This window comes from Pseudomonas sp. Sample_21, assembly GCF_004307525.1.
In the GTDB taxonomy this organism is placed as follows: domain Bacteria; phylum Pseudomonadota; class Gammaproteobacteria; order Pseudomonadales; family Pseudomonadaceae; genus Aquipseudomonas; species Aquipseudomonas atacamensis.
This window is the reverse complement of sequence record NZ_RCNZ01000027.1, coordinates 14,015-32,056: the sequence shown is the minus strand read 5'-3', so window position 1 is coordinate 32,056 and position 18,042 is coordinate 14,015. Positions and strand designations below refer to the sequence as shown.

General features: G+C 61.6%; 15 protein-coding genes. 10 read left to right on the top strand and 5 right to left on the bottom strand.

All coding sequences use genetic code 11. The features are described 5' to 3' along the window. Nucleotides 1–124: 124 nt before the first annotated feature. From D8U71_RS02160 to pcaC, 9 genes are all read left to right on the top strand, one after another. Nucleotides 125–982 (top strand): CoA transferase subunit A, encoded by an 858-nt coding sequence (locus tag D8U71_RS02160; protein ID WP_130887070.1) that lies wholly within the window; start codon nucleotides 125–127, stop codon nucleotides 980–982. Beyond that, entirely contained in the window at nucleotides 982–1,761 is a 780-nt protein-coding gene (locus D8U71_RS02155; RefSeq protein WP_130887069.1) for a CoA-transferase subunit beta, read from the top strand. The genes D8U71_RS02160 and D8U71_RS02155 overlap by 1 nt, the downstream gene beginning before the upstream one ends. Next, nucleotides 1,758–2,963, top strand: a complete 1,206-nt coding sequence (gene pcaF, locus D8U71_RS02150) for a 3-oxoadipyl-CoA thiolase (protein ID WP_177421638.1) — start codon at nucleotides 1,758–1,760, stop codon at nucleotides 2,961–2,963. Before D8U71_RS02155 ends, pcaF begins: the two co-directional genes overlap by 4 nt. A 36-nt stretch (nucleotides 2,964–2,999) precedes the next feature. Next, a complete protein-coding gene (gene pcaH / locus D8U71_RS02145; RefSeq protein ID WP_129998851.1) occupies nucleotides 3,000–3,704 on the top strand; it encodes a protocatechuate 3,4-dioxygenase subunit beta in 705 nt (234 codons plus the stop codon). 1 nt (nucleotide 3,705) lies between these two features. Further along, a complete protein-coding gene (pcaG, locus tag D8U71_RS02140; RefSeq protein ID WP_130887068.1) occupies nucleotides 3,706–4,272 on the top strand; it encodes a protocatechuate 3,4-dioxygenase subunit alpha in 567 nt (188 codons plus the stop codon). A 262-nt stretch (nucleotides 4,273–4,534) separates the two neighbouring features. Continuing rightward, nucleotides 4,535–5,830, top strand: a complete 1,296-nt coding sequence (locus tag D8U71_RS02135; RefSeq protein ID WP_041478914.1) for an MFS family transporter — start codon at nucleotides 4,535–4,537, stop codon at nucleotides 5,828–5,830. Between the two features lie 45 nt (nucleotides 5,831–5,875). Further along, nucleotides 5,876–7,240, top strand: coding sequence for a 3-carboxy-cis,cis-muconate cycloisomerase (locus D8U71_RS02130; RefSeq protein ID WP_130887067.1), 1,365 nt, complete (start codon nucleotides 5,876–5,878; stop codon nucleotides 7,238–7,240). A gap of 11 nt (nucleotides 7,241–7,251) precedes the next feature. Next, nucleotides 7,252–8,043 carry a 3-oxoadipate enol-lactonase gene (gene pcaD / locus D8U71_RS02125; RefSeq protein WP_125925263.1) on the top strand — a complete coding sequence of 264 codons (792 nt, stop codon included), beginning with the start codon at nucleotides 7,252–7,254 and terminating at the stop codon, nucleotides 8,041–8,043. Between the two features lie 10 nt (nucleotides 8,044–8,053). After that, nucleotides 8,054–8,446 carry a 4-carboxymuconolactone decarboxylase gene (gene pcaC / locus D8U71_RS02120; RefSeq protein ID WP_024011942.1) on the top strand — a complete coding sequence of 131 codons (393 nt, stop codon included), beginning with the start codon at nucleotides 8,054–8,056 and terminating at the stop codon, nucleotides 8,444–8,446. A gap of 132 nt (nucleotides 8,447–8,578) precedes the next feature. Here pcaC and D8U71_RS02115 read toward each other — a convergent pair whose 3' ends face one another. From D8U71_RS02115 to emhA, 5 genes are all read right to left on the bottom strand, one after another. Next, entirely contained in the window at nucleotides 8,579–9,379 is an 801-nt protein-coding gene (locus D8U71_RS02115) for a methyltransferase domain-containing protein (protein ID WP_125925264.1), read from the bottom strand. A 292-nt stretch (nucleotides 9,380–9,671) separates the two neighbouring features. Then, nucleotides 9,672–10,931, bottom strand: coding sequence for an OprD family porin (locus D8U71_RS02110; protein ID WP_130887066.1), 1,260 nt, complete (start codon nucleotides 10,929–10,931; stop codon nucleotides 9,672–9,674). 416 nt (nucleotides 10,932–11,347) lie between these two features. Next, entirely contained in the window at nucleotides 11,348–12,808 is a 1,461-nt protein-coding gene (emhC, locus tag D8U71_RS02105) for an efflux RND transporter outer membrane subunit EmhC (protein WP_024011945.1), read from the bottom strand. Further along, entirely contained in the window at nucleotides 12,805–15,969 is a 3,165-nt protein-coding gene (gene emhB / locus D8U71_RS02100) for an efflux RND transporter permease subunit EmhB (protein WP_024011946.1), read from the bottom strand. The genes emhC and emhB overlap by 4 nt, the downstream gene beginning before the upstream one ends. 3 nt (nucleotides 15,970–15,972) lie before the next feature. Beyond that, a complete protein-coding gene (gene emhA / locus D8U71_RS02095; protein WP_016771331.1) occupies nucleotides 15,973–17,130 on the bottom strand; it encodes an efflux RND transporter periplasmic adaptor subunit EmhA in 1,158 nt (385 codons plus the stop codon). Nucleotides 17,131–17,396: 266 nt separating this feature from the next. Between emhA and emhR the strand changes: the two genes are divergently transcribed. Then, complete coding sequence (gene emhR, locus D8U71_RS02090) at nucleotides 17,397–18,029, top strand: efflux system transcriptional repressor EmhR (RefSeq protein ID WP_024011948.1); 633 nt, start codon at nucleotides 17,397–17,399, stop codon at nucleotides 18,027–18,029. The last annotated feature ends 13 nt before the right edge of the window (nucleotides 18,030–18,042 follow it).

The following is an 18,042-nucleotide window of genomic DNA, read 5'->3' as shown; positions in this document are numbered from 1 at the left end:
CGAACACTCAGTCGATTATCGGATTGTTTGGCGAATTTCCCGAGCTTAATCTTCAGTGACTCCGGCGCTGAACCTCGCGCCTTTTTATCACTGGCGATTCCTTACAAGAACAGGAGCCCGCTCCATGGCTGAGATCCTTTCGCTGCACGACGCGGTGAAGCAATTCGTCAACGATGGCGATACCGTCGCCCTCGAAGGCTTCACTCACCTGATCCCTACGGCAGCGGGTCATGAAATCATTCGTCAAGGCAAGAAAGATCTGACGCTGGTGCGGATGACGCCTGACCTGATCTACGACCAACTGATCGGCGCCGGTTGCGCGCGCAAACTGATTTTCTCCTGGGGCGGCAACCCGGGTGTGGGCTCGCTGCACCGCCTGCGTGACGCGGTCGAGAAAAAATGGCCGCACGCGCTGGAAATTGAAGAACACAGCCACGCCGACCTCGCCAACGCCTACGTTGCCGGCGCGTCCGGCCTGCCGTTCGCGGTGCTGCGTGCCTACGCCGGCTCCGACCTGCCGAAGGTCAATCCGCTGATCAAAACCGTGACCTGCCCGTTCACCGGCGAAGTGCTGGCGGCAGTGCCATCGGTACGCCCGGACGTCACCGTGATTCACGCGCAGAAAGCCGACCGCAAAGGCAACGTGTTGCTCTGGGGCATTCTCGGTGTGCAGAAAGAAGCCGCGCTGGCGGCCAAGCGCTGCATCGTCACCGTGGAAGAAATCGTCGACGACCTCAACGCACCGATGAACGCTTGCGTGCTGCCGACCTGGGCCTTGAGCGCGGTCTGCCACGTGCCGGGTGGCGCGCATCCGTCCTACGCCCACGGTTACACCGAGCGTGACAATCGTTTCTATCAGGCGTGGGACCCGATCGCTCGCGACCGTGAGACGTTTACCGCGTGGATCAACGAATACATCCATGGCTGCGCTGACTTCAGCGAATTCCAGGCCAAATTGGCCGCTGCTTCGGAGGCCAAGTAATGACTTACACCACCAATGAAATGATGACCGTCGCGGCGGCCCGGCGCCTGAAGAACGGCTCGGTATGTTTCGTCGGCATCGGCCTGCCATCGAAAGCCGCCAACCTCGCGCGCCTGACTTCATCGCCGGACGTGGTGCTGATCTACGAATCCGGCCCGATTGGCGCCAAGCCGAGCGTACTGCCGCTGTCCATCGGTGACGGTGAGCTGGCCGAGACCGCCGACACGGTGGTGCCGACCGGTGAAATTTTTCGCTACTGGCTGCAGGGCGGGCGCATCGACGTCGGTTTCCTCGGCGCCGCGCAGGTCGACCGTTTCGGCAACATCAACACCACCGTGGTCGGCGACTACCACGCGCCGAAAGTGCGTCTGCCGGGGGCCGGTGGCGCGCCGGAGATTGCCGGTTCGGCGAAAAGCGTGCTGATCATCCTTAAACAGTCGGCGCGGTCGTTTGTCGACAAGCTCGACTTCATCACCTCGGTCGGTCACGGCGAAGGTGGCGATTCGCGTAAACGTCTCGGCCTGCCGGGCGCCGGGCCGGTGGGGATCATCACCGACCTGTGCATCATGGAACCGGAGGAGGGCACCCACGAATTCGTGGTCACCGCGCTGCATCCGGGCGTGACCCGCGAGCAAGTGGTCGCCGCCACCGGTTGGGCGATTCGTTTTGCCGACTCCGTTGAAACCACCGCTGAGCCGACCGAAGTCGAGTTGACCGCACTGCGTGATCTTGAAGCGCGCACCGCTGGCGCCCACGGTCAGGCACCGGGAGAAGCATGATGCGTGACGTGTATATCTGCGATGCGATTCGCACCCCTATTGGCCGTTTCGGCGGCGCACTGTCCGCCGTGCGCGCCGATGACCTCGCCGCCGTGCCGATCAAAGCACTGATGGAGCGCAATCCTTCGGTGGACTGGAATGCCGTCGATGAAGTGTTTCTCGGCTGCGCCAACCAGGCCGGCGAAGACAACCGCAACGTCGCGCGCATGGCGCTGCTGCTGGCGGGGCTGCCGGACAGCGTGCCGGGCGTTACGCTCAATCGTCTCTGCGCTTCGGGCATGGACGCGATTGGCACCGCATTCCGCGCCATCGCCAGTGGCGAAATGGAGCTGGCGATTGCCGGCGGCGTCGAGTCGATGTCCCGCGCACCGTTCGTGATGGGCAAGGCCGACGCGGCGTTCTCGCGCAACATGAAACTGGAAGACACCACCATCGGCTGGCGTTTCATCAACCCACTGATGAAGGCGCAGTACGGCGTCGATGCCATGCCGCAGACTGCTGACAACGTTGCCGACGACTACAAGGTTTCGCGCGCAGATCAGGACGCCTTTGCTCTGCGCAGTCAGCAACGTACCGCCGCCGCGCAGGCTGCCGGTTACTTCGCTGAAGAAATCGTCGAAGTGCGCATCGCCCACAAAAAGGGCGAAACCGTGGTCAGCGAGGACGAACATCCGCGCGCCGACACTACGATTGAAGCGCTGGCGAAACTGAAACCGGTCAATGGCGCGGATAAAACCGTCACCGCCGGCAATGCCTCCGGGGTCAACGATGGTGCTGCTGCGCTGATTCTGGCGTCAGCCGAAGCGGTGAAAAAACACGGCCTGACCGCCCGCGCAAAAGTGCTCGGCATGGCCAGCGCCGGCGTCGCACCACGGGTGATGGGCATCGGCCCGGTGCCGGCGGTGCGCAAACTGACCGAGCGCCTTGGCGTCGCGGTCAGCGATTTCGACGTGATCGAGCTCAACGAAGCGTTTGCCAGCCAAGGTCTGGCGGTACTGCGTGAACTGGGGCTGGCGGATGACGCGCCGCAGGTCAACCCGAATGGCGGCGCGATTGCCCTCGGTCATCCGTTGGGTATGAGCGGTGCGCGGCTGGTGCTGACCGCCCTGCATCATCTGGAAAAGACTGGCGGCAAGAAAGGTCTGGCGACCATGTGCGTCGGTGTTGGCCAGGGTCTGGCCCTGGCCATCGAACGTGTCTGACGCGCTGCGGCACTTACAAGAACTGAGGAAAGCGAAATGACTGACAAGCCTGGTTACCGTCGCCCACAGGCAGGCACTCAGCCTGACTACCTGCACCCGACGTATCAATCCACCAACCTGCGCTCGCCGTCCAAGCCTTTGGTGTACCTGCCCCATTCACTCTCGGAAATCACCGGGCCGACCATCGGCGCCGAACACGTTGCCGAGAAGGACAATGACCTGACCGCACAGCACGACGGCGAACCGTTGGGCGAGCGCATCATCATTCACGGCCGCGTGCTCGACGAAGATGGCCTGCCGGTACCGGGGATTCTGGTGGAGATCTGGCAGGCCAATGCCGCCGGCCGCTACAACCATGCCCGCGACCTGCACGACGCGCCGCTGGACCCGAACTTCACCGGCACCGGCCGCACCGTCACCGATGCCGATGGTTGGTACCAGTTCCAGACCATCAAGCCCGGCGCCTATCCGTGGGGCAACCACCACAACGCCTGGCGCCCGGCGCACATCCACTTTTCCCTGTTCGGGCCGAGCATCCTCACCCGACTGGTCACGCAAATGTATTTCCCCGGCGACCCGTTGCTGGCGTATGACCCGATCTACAACTGCGTGCCGGACACTTCGGCCAAGGAACGCCTGATCGCCAGTTTCGATCTGGAAAAAACCATTCCGTCCTACGCCCTCGGTTACCGCTGGGACATCGTGCTGCGCGGCCGTGAAGCCACGCCGATGGAGAAATAAGATGACGCTCTATGCGACCACGTCCCACACCGTCGGGCCGTATTACCACATCGGCCTGACGTGGCTGAACCGCGAAACCCTGGCCAACGAGCTGACCCTCGGCGAGCGCGTGGCAATCACCGGCCAGGTGGTCGACGGCAATGGCGATGTCGTCAACGACGCCATGCTCGAAGTCTGGCAGGCCAACGCCGTCGGCAAGTACGACCACCCGGAAGATCATCAGGACAAACCGCTCGACCCGAATTTCGAAGGCTTCGGCCGGGTACCGGTGGACGCCGAAGGGCGCTTCCGTTTCACCACGATCAAACCGGGCACCGTGCCGGGGTTGAAAGGCTCGACCCAGGCGCCGCATCTGGTGGTGCTGGTGTTTGCCCGTGGTCTGGTCAAGCATTTGCTGACGCGGATCTATTTCGAGGGCGAACCGGCGAACGTTGCTGATCCGTTGCTGGAATGTGTGCCGGCGGAGCGTCGCCAGACGTTGCTGGCCAAGGCGGATGCGTCGGGTGTGTACCAGTGGAATGTAGTTCTGCAGGGCACCGATGCCGAGACGGTGTTCTTCGATTATTGAGAGAACACCCCAAATCCCGTGCAGGACAGAGTCCCTGTGGTGAGAGGATTTATCCCCGCTGGGCTGCGAAGCAGCCCCAAAAACCAGTCGGCGCGGTATTCAGATGAACCGCGTGTATCTGATTTGCGAGTGCCTCGCACTTTAGCGGGGATAAATCCCCTCGCCACAAAGGCTGATCCAGACGTGGGTGACGATCCGATGTGGAACGGGACTGTTGCAAAGTATGTCTAGACTGTGACTGTCCCTATCGAGTGAAAAAACAATGACAACCACCACCTCCCACTACACCGGCGAAGAGCGCAGCAAGCGCATCTTTGCCATCGTCGGCGCTTCGTCCGGCAACCTCGTCGAATGGTTCGACTTCTACGTCTACGCCTTCTGCGCGATCTATTTCGCCCCGGCGTTTTTTCCCTCCGATAATCCCACCGTGCAACTGGTCAACACCGCTGGCGTGTTCGCTGCCGGGTTCCTGATGCGGCCGATTGGTGGCTGGATCTTCGGCCGGGTCGCTGACAAGCACGGGCGCAAGAACTCGATGCTCATCTCGATTCTGATGATGTGCTTCGGCTCGTTGCTGATCGCCTGTCTGCCGACCTACAAGGACATCGGCGTCTGGGCACCAGTGCTGTTGCTGTTCGCGCGTTTGCTGCAAGGTCTGTCGGTGGGCGGCGAGTACGGCACCACCGCGACCTACATGAGCGAAGTTGCGCTCAAGGGCCAGCGCGGTTTCTTCGCCTCGTTCCAGTACGTGACGCTGATTGGCGGGCAACTGCTGGCGGTGTCGCTGGTGGTGGTCCTGCAGCAATTCCTCACCGAAGAAGACCTGCGTGCCTACGGCTGGCGGATTCCGTTCGTGGTCGGTGCGGTGGCGGCGCTGATTTCGCTGTTCCTGCGTCGTTCGCTGAAGGAAACCACCAATAAGGAAACCCGTGCGCACAAAGACGCCGGCAGCATCACTGCACTGTTTCGCGATCACAAAGCGGCGTTCATCACCGTGCTCGGCTACACCGCTGGCGGCTCGCTGATTTTCTACACCTTCACCACCTACATGCAGAAATACCTGGTGAACACCGCCGGGATGCACGCCAAGACCGCCAGCTACATCATGACCGGCGCGCTGTTCCTGTATATGTGCATGCAGCCGTTGTTCGGCATGCTCGCCGACAAGATCGGCCGGCGTAATTCGATGCTCTGGTTCGGCGCCCTCGGCACGCTGTTCACCGTGCCGATTCTGCTCAGCCTGAAAAGCATCAGCAGCCCGTTCCTCGCCTTCGTACTGATCACCCTGGCGCTGGCGATTGTCAGCTTCTACACCTCGATCAGCGGTCTGGTAAAAGCCGAGATGTTCCCGCCGGAAGTGCGCGCCCTCGGTGTCGGCCTGGCTTACGCGGTGGCCAATGCAATCTTCGGCGGCTCGGCAGAGTTTGTGGCCCTGAGCCTCAAGGCCGGCGGCATGGAAAACGCCTTCTACTGGTACGTCACGGCGATGATGGCGGTGGCCTTCCTGTTCAGTCTGCGTTTGCCCAAGCAGGCGAAGTATCTGCACCACGATCTGTAAACCCATGTGCGCGGGCTGCGAGGCTCGCGCCGGCAAGGACTGTTTATGACTCAGCGACCGGGCAATCAATTGTTCGATGCCTACTTCACCGCCCGCGATATGCGCGAAGTGTTCTGCGATCAGGGCCGGATGCAGGCGATGCTCGATTTCGAAGCGGCGCTGGCCCGGGCCGAGGCGCGGGTCGGGCTGATTCCTTCATCGGCCGTGGCACCGATTGCCGCAGCATGCGACGCCAGTCTGTATGACTTCGCAGCGCTGGGCGAGGCGATTGCCACGGCCGGTAATTCGGCGATCCCACTGGTCAAGGCTTTGGGCAAGCAGATCGCTTCGAGCGATGCCGAAGCCGAGCGCTATGTGCATCTGGGCGCGACCAGTCAGGACGTGATGGATTCCGGGCTGGTCCTGCAATTGCGCCAGGCGCTGGCGCTGATCGAAGACCAACTGGCGCAACTGGCCGACTCGCTCGCCACTCAGGCACAACGTTTCGCCACCACGCCACTGGCCGGGCGCACCTGGCTGCAACACGCCACGCCCGTGACCCTCGGTATGAAAATCGCCGGATGGCTGGGCGCCGTCACGCGCAGCCGTCAGCGTCTGCAACAACTGAAACCGCGTCTGCTGGTGCTGCAATTCGGTGGCGCCTCCGGCACCCTCGCGGCGCTGGGTGAACAGGCGTTGCCGATCGCCAAAGCATTGGCCGAAGAGCTGCAACTGACCCTGCCCGAGCAACCGTGGCACACCCAGCGTGACCGCATCGTTGAATTCGGCGCCGTGCTTGGCCTGATCGCCGGGAGCCTCGGCAAATTCGGCCGCGACATCAGCCTGTTGATGCAGACCGAAGCAGCGGAAGTATTCGAGCCTGCGGCACCGGGCAAAGGCGGGTCGTCGACCATGCCGCACAAGCGCAACCCGGTTGGCGCGGCGGTGCTGATCGGCGCGGCCACGCGGGTGCCGGGGCTGGTGTCGACGCTGTTCAGCGCGATGCCGCAGGAACATGAACGCAGCCTTGGTTTGTGGCATGCCGAATGGGAAACCCTGCCGGAAATCTGCTGCCTGGTGTCCGGTTCGCTGCAACAGGCGCGCTTGCTGGCCGACGGTCTGGAGGTCGACGCGGCGCGCATGGCCCGCAACCTCGAATTGACCCAAGGCCTGGTGCTGGCCGAAGCGGTGAGCATCGTCCTCGCCCAACGCGTCGGCCGCGACACCGCGCATCACCTGCTCGAACAATGCTGCAAACGTGCAGTGGCCGAGCAACGCCATTTGCGTGCGGTGCTCGCTGACGAGCCGCAAGTCACCGCCGAACTCAGTGGCGCTGAACTCGATGATCTTCTCAACCCCGCGCATTACCTTGGCCAGGCGCGAGTCTGGGTCGAGCGCGCGGTGGCTGAACACAACGCTTTGACTGTCTGAAGGAGAGGGCTGTGGCTTTCGTTCAACTCGCCGATGGCGAACTGCACTATGAAATTGAGGGCCCGGCGGAGGCGCCGGTGCTGGTGCTGTCCAACTCGCTGGGCACCGACCTGCACATGTGGGACGCGCAAATGCCGGCGTTCACCGAGCATTTCCGCGTGCTGCGTTTCGACACGCGCGGCCATGGGCAATCGCTGGTCACCGAGGGGCCGTACAGCATCGAACAACTCGGTCGCGACGTGCTCGGTCTGCTCGATGCGCTGCATATCGAGCGCGCGCATTTCTGCGGGTTGTCGATGGGCGGGCTGATCGGTCAGTGGCTTGGGATCAATGCCGGGCATCGTCTGCACAAACTGATCGTCTGCAACACGGCGGCAAAAATCGGCGATCCGTCGGTATGGAATCCACGCATCGAAACCGTGTTGCGCGACGGCCCGGCGGCGATGGTCGCACTGCGTGATGCCTCGATTGCGCGCTGGTTCACCCCGGACTTCTCGGCGGCCCATACCGAGGCGGCGAAGAAGATTACCGACATGCTTGCCGCAACCAATCCACAAGGTTATGCGGCCAACTGCGCGGCCGTGCGCGATGCCGATTTTCGTGAACAACTGGCTTCGATCAACGTGCCGTTGCTGGTGATTGCCGGCAGCGAAGATGCGGTGACGCCGCCGTCCGGCGGGCACTTCATCCGCGACCACGTGCGCGGTGCCGAGTACGCCGAGTTCCGTGCGGCGCATTTGTCCAACGTGCAGGCCGGTGCCGCTTTCAGCGACCGTGTGCTGGCGTTTTTGCAGGCTCAGTGAGGAAGAATTTGTGGACGAGAAACAACGTTACGACGAAGGCATGCAAGTCCGCCGCGCGGTGCTGGGCGATGCCCACGTCGATCGCAGCCTGACCACGCTGACCGAGTTCAACTCGGAATTCCAGGAGATGATCACCCGCCACGCCTGGGGCGACATCTGGACCCGCCCGGGCCTGCCCCGCCATACCCGCAGCCTGATCACCATCGCCATGCTGATCGGCATGAACCGCGAGGGCGAACTGAAACTGCACCTGCGCGCGGCAGCCAACAACGGCGTCAGCCGTGGCGAGATCAAGGAAGTGATCATGCAGAGCGCAATTTACTGCGGCATCCCGGCGGCGAACGCGACGTTTCATCTGGCGGAGTCGGTGTGGGATGAGCTAGGAGTCGAATCCCGGGATTGATGGCGCCCGAAATTACGCCTTCGCGAGCAAGCTCGCTCCCACATTGGAGTTGTGTCGATCACAAAACAAATGTGGGAGCGAGCTTGCTCGCGAAAGCGGCAGACGCCGTGATGTGTTAATCAGCACATGCACTCAAACCCTGGCGACAATGAATATCCGCTTGAACGCAAACAACGTACGCCCATCCTCCTCTTGCGGATAATGCTCATGCACCCGCATCAGGTAGTGATAGATGAATCGCGCCTGCTGCGCTGAATCCAGCGCCTGCATTACTGGTCTTAACGCCGAGACCTTGATCCAGTCATACACCGGCGATTTGCCGTCGACCACTTGCAGTTGTTCGGTCTCCCAAATGTCCAGCGACGCGGTCATTGGCGCGAGCAGACGGTAGTAGTCCTCCAGCGTCAGTAGCGGCCGCACGGCCATGCGCCGGCGCAGTTCCGGCGTGCCCAATGGTGCGCCCCCGGGGCCGGCGTCTTCCAACGTTTGCAGCATCAACCGATACCACAACGCATCGCGCCAATCCGGCATGTGCGCTGCGAGGCAGCCGCCAGGATTCAAATAGCCGAGCAGGCGCGGCAGCAAGGTTTCGTGGTCATCGAGAAAATGCAGCACAGCGGCGGCGAACAACAGATCCGCCGGTTGCTCAGGCTGCCAGTCCAGCAGATCAGATTGTTTCCACAAGGCCTTGATCGGCAGGCCTCGGGCCTCGTCGAGCATCTGCGCCGAGCTGTCGATGCCCTGCAATCGCGCACGCGGCCAACGCTTGGCCAGCAACTGCGTAGCGATGCCGGTGCCGCAGCCCAGATCGTAAATGCGTTGGGGGGTTTGCAGTTCGATACGGTCGAGCAATTCGTTGACCGGACGTTGTCTGAGACGGGAAAACTGTTGGTACGCCTTGGCGTCCCAATCGGTGGTGCGGCGCGTGATCATGAGGTGATCCTCCGGTGATCAAATGGTGTCTTCCGATGACAACCTGGTGCACAGCTGGAGACCGACTACGAAACGGAAGCGTGAAGGGTTGGAGCACCTGAGTCCTTCAGGTTTGCTCACTGTAACTGTCGCCCGCAAAAGCGCTACATGGCCTGACCAATGGCATGCATCTGTGATGGGAATCAAATGTGGGAGCGAGCCTGCTCGCGAAGGCCATTTCATATTCGACAGAGATGTCGACTGAAGCTGCGCTTTCGCGAGCAGGCTCGCTCCCACAGTGGGGCATGTGTGGTTAGAGAAGGCTGATCGGGTAGCTGACGATCAGGCGATTTTCATCGAACTCGTTGTTGCTGAAGTCGCGGCGCATGGTCGAGTTGCGCCATCTGACGTTCAGATCCTTCAACGTGCCGCTCTGCACCGTGTAACCGAGTTCCGATTCGCGACCCCATTCCTTGCCGTCGGTGATCGTCCCGGTGTGCACGTTGTCGCCGCTGATGTAGCGGTTCATCAGGGTCAGGCCGGGGATGCCCATGGCGGCGAAGTTGTAGTCGTGGCGCAGCTGCCAGGAGCGTTCCTGAGCGTTGTCATAACTGGCGTTGTAGCTGTCGTTGGCCAGCGTGCCGCCACTGGTGCCGTTGACCCGCATCCACGCGCTGTCGCCGGTCAATTTCTGCAAGCCGAGGTAGAACGTGTTGCCGCCGTACTTGGCCGAAAACATGCCGTACCAGGTCTTGTTGTCCAGATCGCCGGCACGCGCGCTGCCATCTTCCTTGCCGTAGAAAAAGCCGAGGTTGGCGCCCAGCGTCCAGTCGCCGAGCGGCTGACTGTGCAGCACATTGAGGTACTGCTGGCTGTAGATGTCCTTGAGTTGCGCGTTCCACAGGCCGATCTGTGTGCGCTTGTCGTTGAACAGGTATTCGCCGCCCTGGAAGTTGAAACGATCAGAGGTGAACGCGGCTTTGCCGGTCATCGACATGTCGCTCATGCTGCTGTCGTCGCGCGGGCTGTTGGCGCGGAACTGGCCGCCATAGAGGGTCAGGCCGGCGATTTCCTTGGAGGTTATCTGGCCGCCACGGAAGGTTTGCGGCAGCGAGCGACCGTCGTCCGAACGCAGAATCGGCAGCACCGGCATCCACTCGCCGACCTTGACCTCGGTCTGCGAAAGTCTGGCCTTGAACGCGACGTTGGTGCGGCCGAAGTTGTCCGCCGGGCGCCCGTCATGGTCCAGCGGCAACAACTGCGTACCGCCCGTGCCTTTACCGCCATCGAGCTTGATCGAATACAGCCCGAGTACGTCCATGCCGAAACCGACGGTGCCTTGGGTGACGCCGGATTTGGCGTCGAGGATGAAACTCTGCGTCCACTCTTCAGCCTTGCCTTGGGTCTTGGTCGGGTTAGTGAAGTTGCGGTTGATGTAGAAGTTGCGCAGGTTAAGGTTGACCTTGGCGTCTTCGACAAAACCGCCTTCTTCGGCGCTTGCCGGCAGGGCCAGACCGGCGATGGCCAGGGCGATCACAGCGGGCAATGCGTAGGGCACAGGGAAAACTGTCATGGACTTGGGTCTCTCTTGTTTTTTTAGGGCGAACGGCTGCGCTGTCGCGGCGGGTGCGGCGCAGGCAACGTGATGCAGGTCTGAGATGCAGCGGTGGCGGTCAGCCGGGCGGGGCAGGGCGCAGGAGCATGGTGTCGAACCTTGTTGTTATTGGTTTTCTGGTTCGAATGGTGAAGGGCCTGTGTGTTCGGGTTCAATTGCTGAAAGCGGGTTTTGGGCGGTTATCGAACGCAAGATTCATGCTGATTTGTGGTGAGTGTTAGGTCCCCTTCGCGAGCAGGCTCGCTCCCACAACTGGAATGCGTTTCCCTGTGGGAGCGAGCCTTCTCGCGAAGAGGCCAGTTCGGCCGCGAAACCTTTGCGACAGGCAACAAAAAGCCCACCAATAAGGTGGGCTTGATGTAGTCAGCCGATGATCAGAACAGCTTCATCTTCGGCGCTTCTTCTTTCAGCGCTTCGTTCTGCGCGGTCTGCGCATTCCAGCCACCGCCCAGTGCCTTGTACAGGTTGACCGCACTGGTCAGCTGCGCGAGGCGGTCGGTGATCAACGCTTGTTGTGCGCTGAACAACTGACGCTGGGCATCGAGGAAGGTCAGGTTGCTGTCGACGCCGATGCGGTAGCGACGTTCGGCCAGGCGGTAGTAATCCTGGTTGGCCTGAACGAAGTCACGCTGCGCTTGCAGCTGCTCGGTGTAGGTCTGGCGGGCGGCGAGGCCGTCGGCGACTTCCTGGAAGGCCGTTTGAATCGACTTCTCGTAGTTCGCCACGCCAATGTCCTTCTGGATCTTGGCGTAGTCGAGGCTGGCGCGCAGGCTGCCGGCGTTGAAGATCGGCAGGTTGATCTGCGGCTGGAACAGCCACGTCCCCGAGCCACCCTTGAACAGACCGGACAGATCCGGGCTCAGGCTGCCCGCGTTGGCGGTCAGGCTGATGCTCGGGAAGAACGCTGCACGCGCCGCGCCGATGTTGGCGTTGGCCGCCTTCAGGTTGTACTCGGCCTGCAGAATGTCCGGACGACGTTGCAGCAGGTCCGAAGGCAGACCGGCCGGTACGTCGCTGAGCAGATCATCAGACAGCGGTTTGGCTGCTTGCAGATTGGCCGGAATACCGGTGCCGAGCAGCAGGGTCAGGCTGTTTTCGTCCTGTGCGACCTGGCGGGTATAACGCGCCAGTTGCGCCCGGGCGTTTTCCACCGAGGTACGCGACTGTGCCAGATCCAGCGCCGAAGCCACACCGACTTCGTTGCTGCGGCTGGTCAATTTGTAGCTTTCTTCGAAGGCACCGAGGGTGTCCTGCGTCAGCTTGAGCAGTTCCTTGTCCGCCTGCCAGGTCAGGTAGGCATTGGCGACGTTGGCGACCAGACTGATCTGTGTGCTGCGGCGTGCTTCTTCGGTAGCGAAATACTGTTGCAGCGCTTGCTCGCTCAGGCTGCGCACCCGACCGAACAGGTCGAGTTCGTAGGCGCTGACGCCGACGGTGGCGGAATACGAACTGCTGATCATCGACTCGCCGGTCTGCGAGGCACGGGCCGGCAGACGCTGGCGGCTGCCGGCGGCATTGGCCGACACTGCCGGGAACAGGTCGGCGCGCTGGATGCGGTACTGCGCCGCGTAAGCGTCGATGTTCAGCGCCGCGACACGCAGGTCGCGGTTGTTTTCCAGGGCGACCTGGATCAGCTGTTGCAGGGCCGGGTCATGGAAAAACTGCTTCCAGCCCTGTTCGGCAGCGGCTTGCGCCGGAGCCTGGGCCGGCGAGTACGCCGGCCCCTGCGGGTACTGGCCTGCGACCGGAGCCTCAGGCTGCTGATAGTCAGGTATCAGCGAGCAACCGCTCAGCACGAAGGCGGCGACTGCGATGGAGAGTAGCGACTTGCTCATTGGCCAGCCTCTTTAGGAGTTTCAGTAGTCTCATCCGCGTCGGTCTTTTTGCGCTGACCGATGGACGACACAGTAACGAAGAACAGTGGGACCCAGAAGATCGCCAGGATCGTGGCCGTGAGCATACCGCCAATCACGCCGGTACCGATCGCGTGCTGACTGCCTGAACCGGCGCCGGTGGAAATCGCCAGCGGCACAACACCGAGAACGAAGGCCAGCGAGGTCATGATGATCGGGCGCAGACGCATGCGGCAGGCTTCAATCGCCGCTTCACGCAGGCTGCGTCCCTGTTCATGCAGTTCCTTGGCGAATTCGACGATCAGAATGGCGTTTTTAGCCGCCAGACCGATGGTCGTCAACAAGCCCACCTGGAAGTACACGTCGTTGGACAGACCGCGCAGGCTGGTGGCCATCAGTGCACCGATGATCCCCAGCGGTACCACGAGCATGACCGCGATCGGAATCGACCAGCTTTCATACAGCGCCGCCAGACACAGGAACACCATCAGCAGCGACAGGGCGTACAGCGCTGGCGCTTGCGAGCCGGACAGACGTTCCTCGTAGGACAGACCGGTCCAGGAGATACCGACACCGGACGGCAGCTTCTTGGCAATCGCTTCGACTTCAGCCATCGCTTCACCGGTGGAGTAGCCCGGCGCCGGAGCCCCGAGGACCTCGACCGCTTCCACACCGTTGTAGCGCGCCAGCTTCGGCGAACCGTAGACCCACTCGCCCTTGGCGAACGCCGAGAACGGAACCATGGTGCCTTCGGCGTTACGCACGTACCACTTCTTCAGGTCTTCGGGGCTCATGCGCGAGTCCGGCTGGCCCTGCACATATACCTTCTTCACCCGACCACGGTCGATGAAGTCGTTGACGTAGCTACTGCCCAGCGCGATCGACAGAGTGTTGTTGATGTCGCTGATGGTGATGCCGAGGGCACTGGCCTTCTCGTCGTCGATTTCCAGCTGGAACTGCGGCTCGTCGTTCAGGCCGTTCGGACGCACCTGGGTCAGCACCTTGCTTTGCGCCGCCATGCCGAGGAACTGGTTGCGCGCTTCCATCAGTTTTTCGTGACCGATACCGGCGCGGTCCTGCAGGAACACGTCGAAACCGGTGGCGTTACCCAATTCCAGAACCGCTGGCGGGGCGAAGGCAAACACCATCGCGTCGCGGAAGCTGAAAAAGTGTTGCTGGGCACGCGCAGCGAGGTTGAACACGCTGTTGTCGGCGTTACGTTCGCCCCACGGCTTGAGCATGATGAACGCCATACCCGAGCTCTGACCACGGCCGGCGAAGTTGAAGCCGGTCACGGTGAACACCGAAGCCACCGCGTCCGCTTCACCGCCGTCCTTGTTCGGACGCAGCAGGTACTCACGCATTTCATCCACGACCACCTGCGTGCGCTGGGCACTGGAACCGGCCGGGGTCTGCACCTGAGCGAACAGTACGCCCTGGTCTTCTTCCGGGAGGAACGCGGTCGGGATGCGGGTGAACAGCCAGATCATGCCCACCACGATCAACAGGTACGCCAGCAGATACGGCGCCTTGCGGGTCAGCATGTTGCCGACGCCGCGCTCGTAGCTGCGTACGCCACGGTCGAAATTGCGGTTGAACCAGCCGAAGAAACCTTTCTTCGGGGTGCCGTGCTCGCCTTTCGGAATCGGCTTGAGCATGGTTGCGCACAGCGCCGGGGTGAAGATCAGGGCAACCAGTACCGACAGGGCCATGGCCGACACGATGGTGATCGAGAACTGCTTGTAGATCACCCCGGTGGAACCGCTAAAGAACGCCATCGGCAGCAGTACCGCCGAGAGCACGAGGGCGATACCGACCAGTGCGCCCTGGATCTGGCCCATGGACTTCTTCGTCGCTTCCTTCGGTGACAAGCCTTCTTCGCTCATCACCCGCTCGACGTTTTCCACCACGACGATGGCGTCGTCCACCAGCAGACCGATGGCCAGCACCATGCCGAACATGGTCAGGGTGTTGATGCTGAAACCGGCGGCGGCGAGGATGCCGAACGTACCGAGCAGTACCACGGGCACGGTCATCGTGGTGATGACGGTGGCGCGGAAGTTCTGCAGGAACAGGAACATCACCAGGAACACCAGCGCGATCGCTTCGACCAGCGTGTGCACCACGCCTTTGATCGATTCGGTCACCACCGGAGTGGTGTCGTACGGGAACACCACTTCCATGCCTTGCGGGAAGAACGGCTTGAGGCTGTCGATGGTGTTGCGCAGCGCTTTGGCGGTATCGAGGGCGTTGGCACCGTTGGCCAGTTTCACCGCCAGACCGGACGCCGGGCTGCCGTTGAACTGGGCACTGATCGCGTAGTTCTCACCGCCGAGGCCGACTTCAGCCACGTCTTTGAGGCGAACCTGCGAACCGTCCTTGTTGACCTTGAGCAGGATTTCCTTGAACTGCTCAGCGGTCTGCAGACGGGTCTTGCCGATGATCGTCGCGTTCAGTTGCTGGCCCTGCACGGCAGGCAAGCCACCGAGCTGACCGGACGACACCTGGACGTTCTGCGCAGCAATGGCATTCTTCACGTCGACCGGGGTCAGGTTGAAGTTGTTCAACTTGGCCGGGTCGAGCCAGATACGCATCGCGTACTGCGCACCGAAGACCTGGAAGTCACCGACACCGGCGGTCCGCGAGATCGGGTCCTGCATGTTCGACACGATGTAGTTGGACAGGTCGTCCTTGGTCATGCTGCCGTCACGCGACACCACGCCGATCACCAGCAGGAAGTTCTTCACTGCCTTGGTCACGCGGATACCCTGTTGCTGCACTTCCTGCGGCAGCAGCGGGGTGGCCAGGTTCAGCTTGTTCTGGACCTGGACCTGCGCGGTGTCGGAATTGGTGCCTTGCTCGAAGGTCGCGGTGATGGTCATGCTGCCGTCGGAGTTACTTTCCGACGACACATAACGCAGGTTGTCGATACCGTTGAGCTGTTGCTCGATGACCTGCACCACGGTGTCCTGCACGGTTTGTGCGGACGCGCCTGGGTAGGTCACCTGGATCGCAATGGCCGGTGGCGCAATGCTCGGGTATTGGTTGATCGGCAATTTCAGGATCGAAAGTGCCCCGACCAGCATGATCACCAGGGCGATTACCCAGGCGAAAATCGGACGGTCGATGAAGAATTTTGACATGGGTTACTCCCCTTTGCCGCCGGCGGCTTTGTCAGCTGCCTGTGCGGGGGCCGGGTTCTTGGTGCCGACGTTAGTCGCCTCGGTCGCTTTGACCTCGACGCCCGGTTTGACGTACTGCAGCCCTTCGGTGATCAGACGATCGCCGGCTTTCAGGCCATCTTCGATCAGCCACTGGCTGCCGACAGTGCGGCTGGCCTTGAGCTGACGCAGCTCGACCTTGTTATCGGCGCCGACGACCAGTGCGGTCGGGGTGCCTTTGAGGTCGCGGGTCACGCCTTGTTGCGGCGCGAGGATCGCTGCGCTGTTGACGCCGGCTTGCAGCTGGGCGTGAACGAACATGCCTGGCAGCAGGGTGTGATCGGGGTTCGGGAACACTGCGCGCAGGGTTACCGAGCCGGTGGTCTGGTCAACCGAGACTTCGGAGAATTCCAGCTTGCCGTCGAGCTTGTATTGGCTGCCGTCTTCCAGGGTCAGCTTGACCGCAGCGGCGTTGTCGCCGGCCTTCTGCAGACGGCCGCTTTCCAGCTCGCGGCGCAGCTCCAGCAGTTCCACCGACGATTGGGTCACGTCGACGTAGATCGGGTCGAGCTGCTGAATCACTGCCATTGCATCGGCCTGGCCATTGCTGACCAGTGCGCCTTCGGTGACCGAAGAGCGGCCGATACGGCCAGAGATCGGCGCGTAGACTTTGGTGTAGCGCACGTTGATCTGCGCGCTCTGCAACGATGCTTCCGATTGCAGGCGGTTGGCCAGTGCGGTGTCGTATTCCTGACGGCTCACGGCTTGTTCGTCGACCAGTTGCTTGTAGCGGTCGGAAATCGACTTGGTCGAACGCAGCTCGGCTTCGGCGCTTTTCAGCGTAGCTTCATAGACCGACGGATCGATCTGATACAGCTGCTGGCCGGCTTTGACGTCGGCGCCTTCCTTGAACAGACGCTTGAGGATAATGCCGTTGACCTGCGGGCGAACTTCAGCGATGCGGAACGCACTGGTGCGGCCCGGAAGTTCCGAGGTCAGGGTAAAGGCTTGTGGTTGCAGGGTGACGACGCCGACCTGAGGAGGCGGAGCGGCTGGGGCCGCTTCTTCCTTTTTACATCCGCTGAGCAGCGATGCCAGGGCGACGGCAGTGACCAGAGCGGTAACAGCTGGCTTGAATTGCATGAAGATCCTCGGGTCAGGCGCGCAAGAAGCGCACAAGAAGTGTGAAAGAGTAAAAATCGGGTACCGGGTGGATAAGTAGCTTGCTAAGTAATATACTTACGTTCATGGTTGTTTGTAAACACCTGCGCCGTGTACCCACCCTGATACAAAAGTCGTCGCAAGGTTTGAAATTGTAGGCCGGGGAGTCGATTCACGAGAGATCGCCCCCTCTTTATTCAGCGGATATTCAGCCATCCCTGAAACATCCTGTTTGAGGTTTTACTGCCATGGTCCGTCGTACCAAAGAGGAAGCTCAGGAAACCCGCAGCCAGATTCTGGAAGCGGCCGAGAAAGCCTTTTATGAAAGGGGGGTTGCCCGCACCACCCTGGCGGACATCGCGACCCTCGCCGGCGTGACGCGTGGCGCCATCTACTGGCATTTCAGCAACAAGGCCGATCTGGTCCAGGCCATGCTCGACAGCCTGCACGAACCGCTGGATGAACTGGCCAAGGCCAGCGAAAGCGAAGACGAACCGGACCCGCTGGGCTGCATGCGGCAGTTGCTGATTCATTTGTTTCATCAAGTTGCACTGGACCCGAAAACCCGGCGCATCAACGAAATTCTGTTTCATAAGTGCGAATTCACCGATGAAATGTGCGATCTGCGCCAGCAGCGCCGGACGGCCAGTCTCGATTGCAACGTGCGCATCGGCCTGACCCTGCGTAATGCGGTGAATCGCGGCCAGTTGCCGGAAGACCTCGACACGGCCCGCGCGGCGATCAGCATTCATGCCTACATCGACGGCCTGCTGTACGGCTGGCTGCTGGCTCCGGACAGCTTCGAACTGCACGCCGAGGCTGAACGCTGGGTCGACACCGGGCTGGACATGCTGCGCCTGAGCCCAAGCCTGCGCAAATGAAACAAAATGCGCA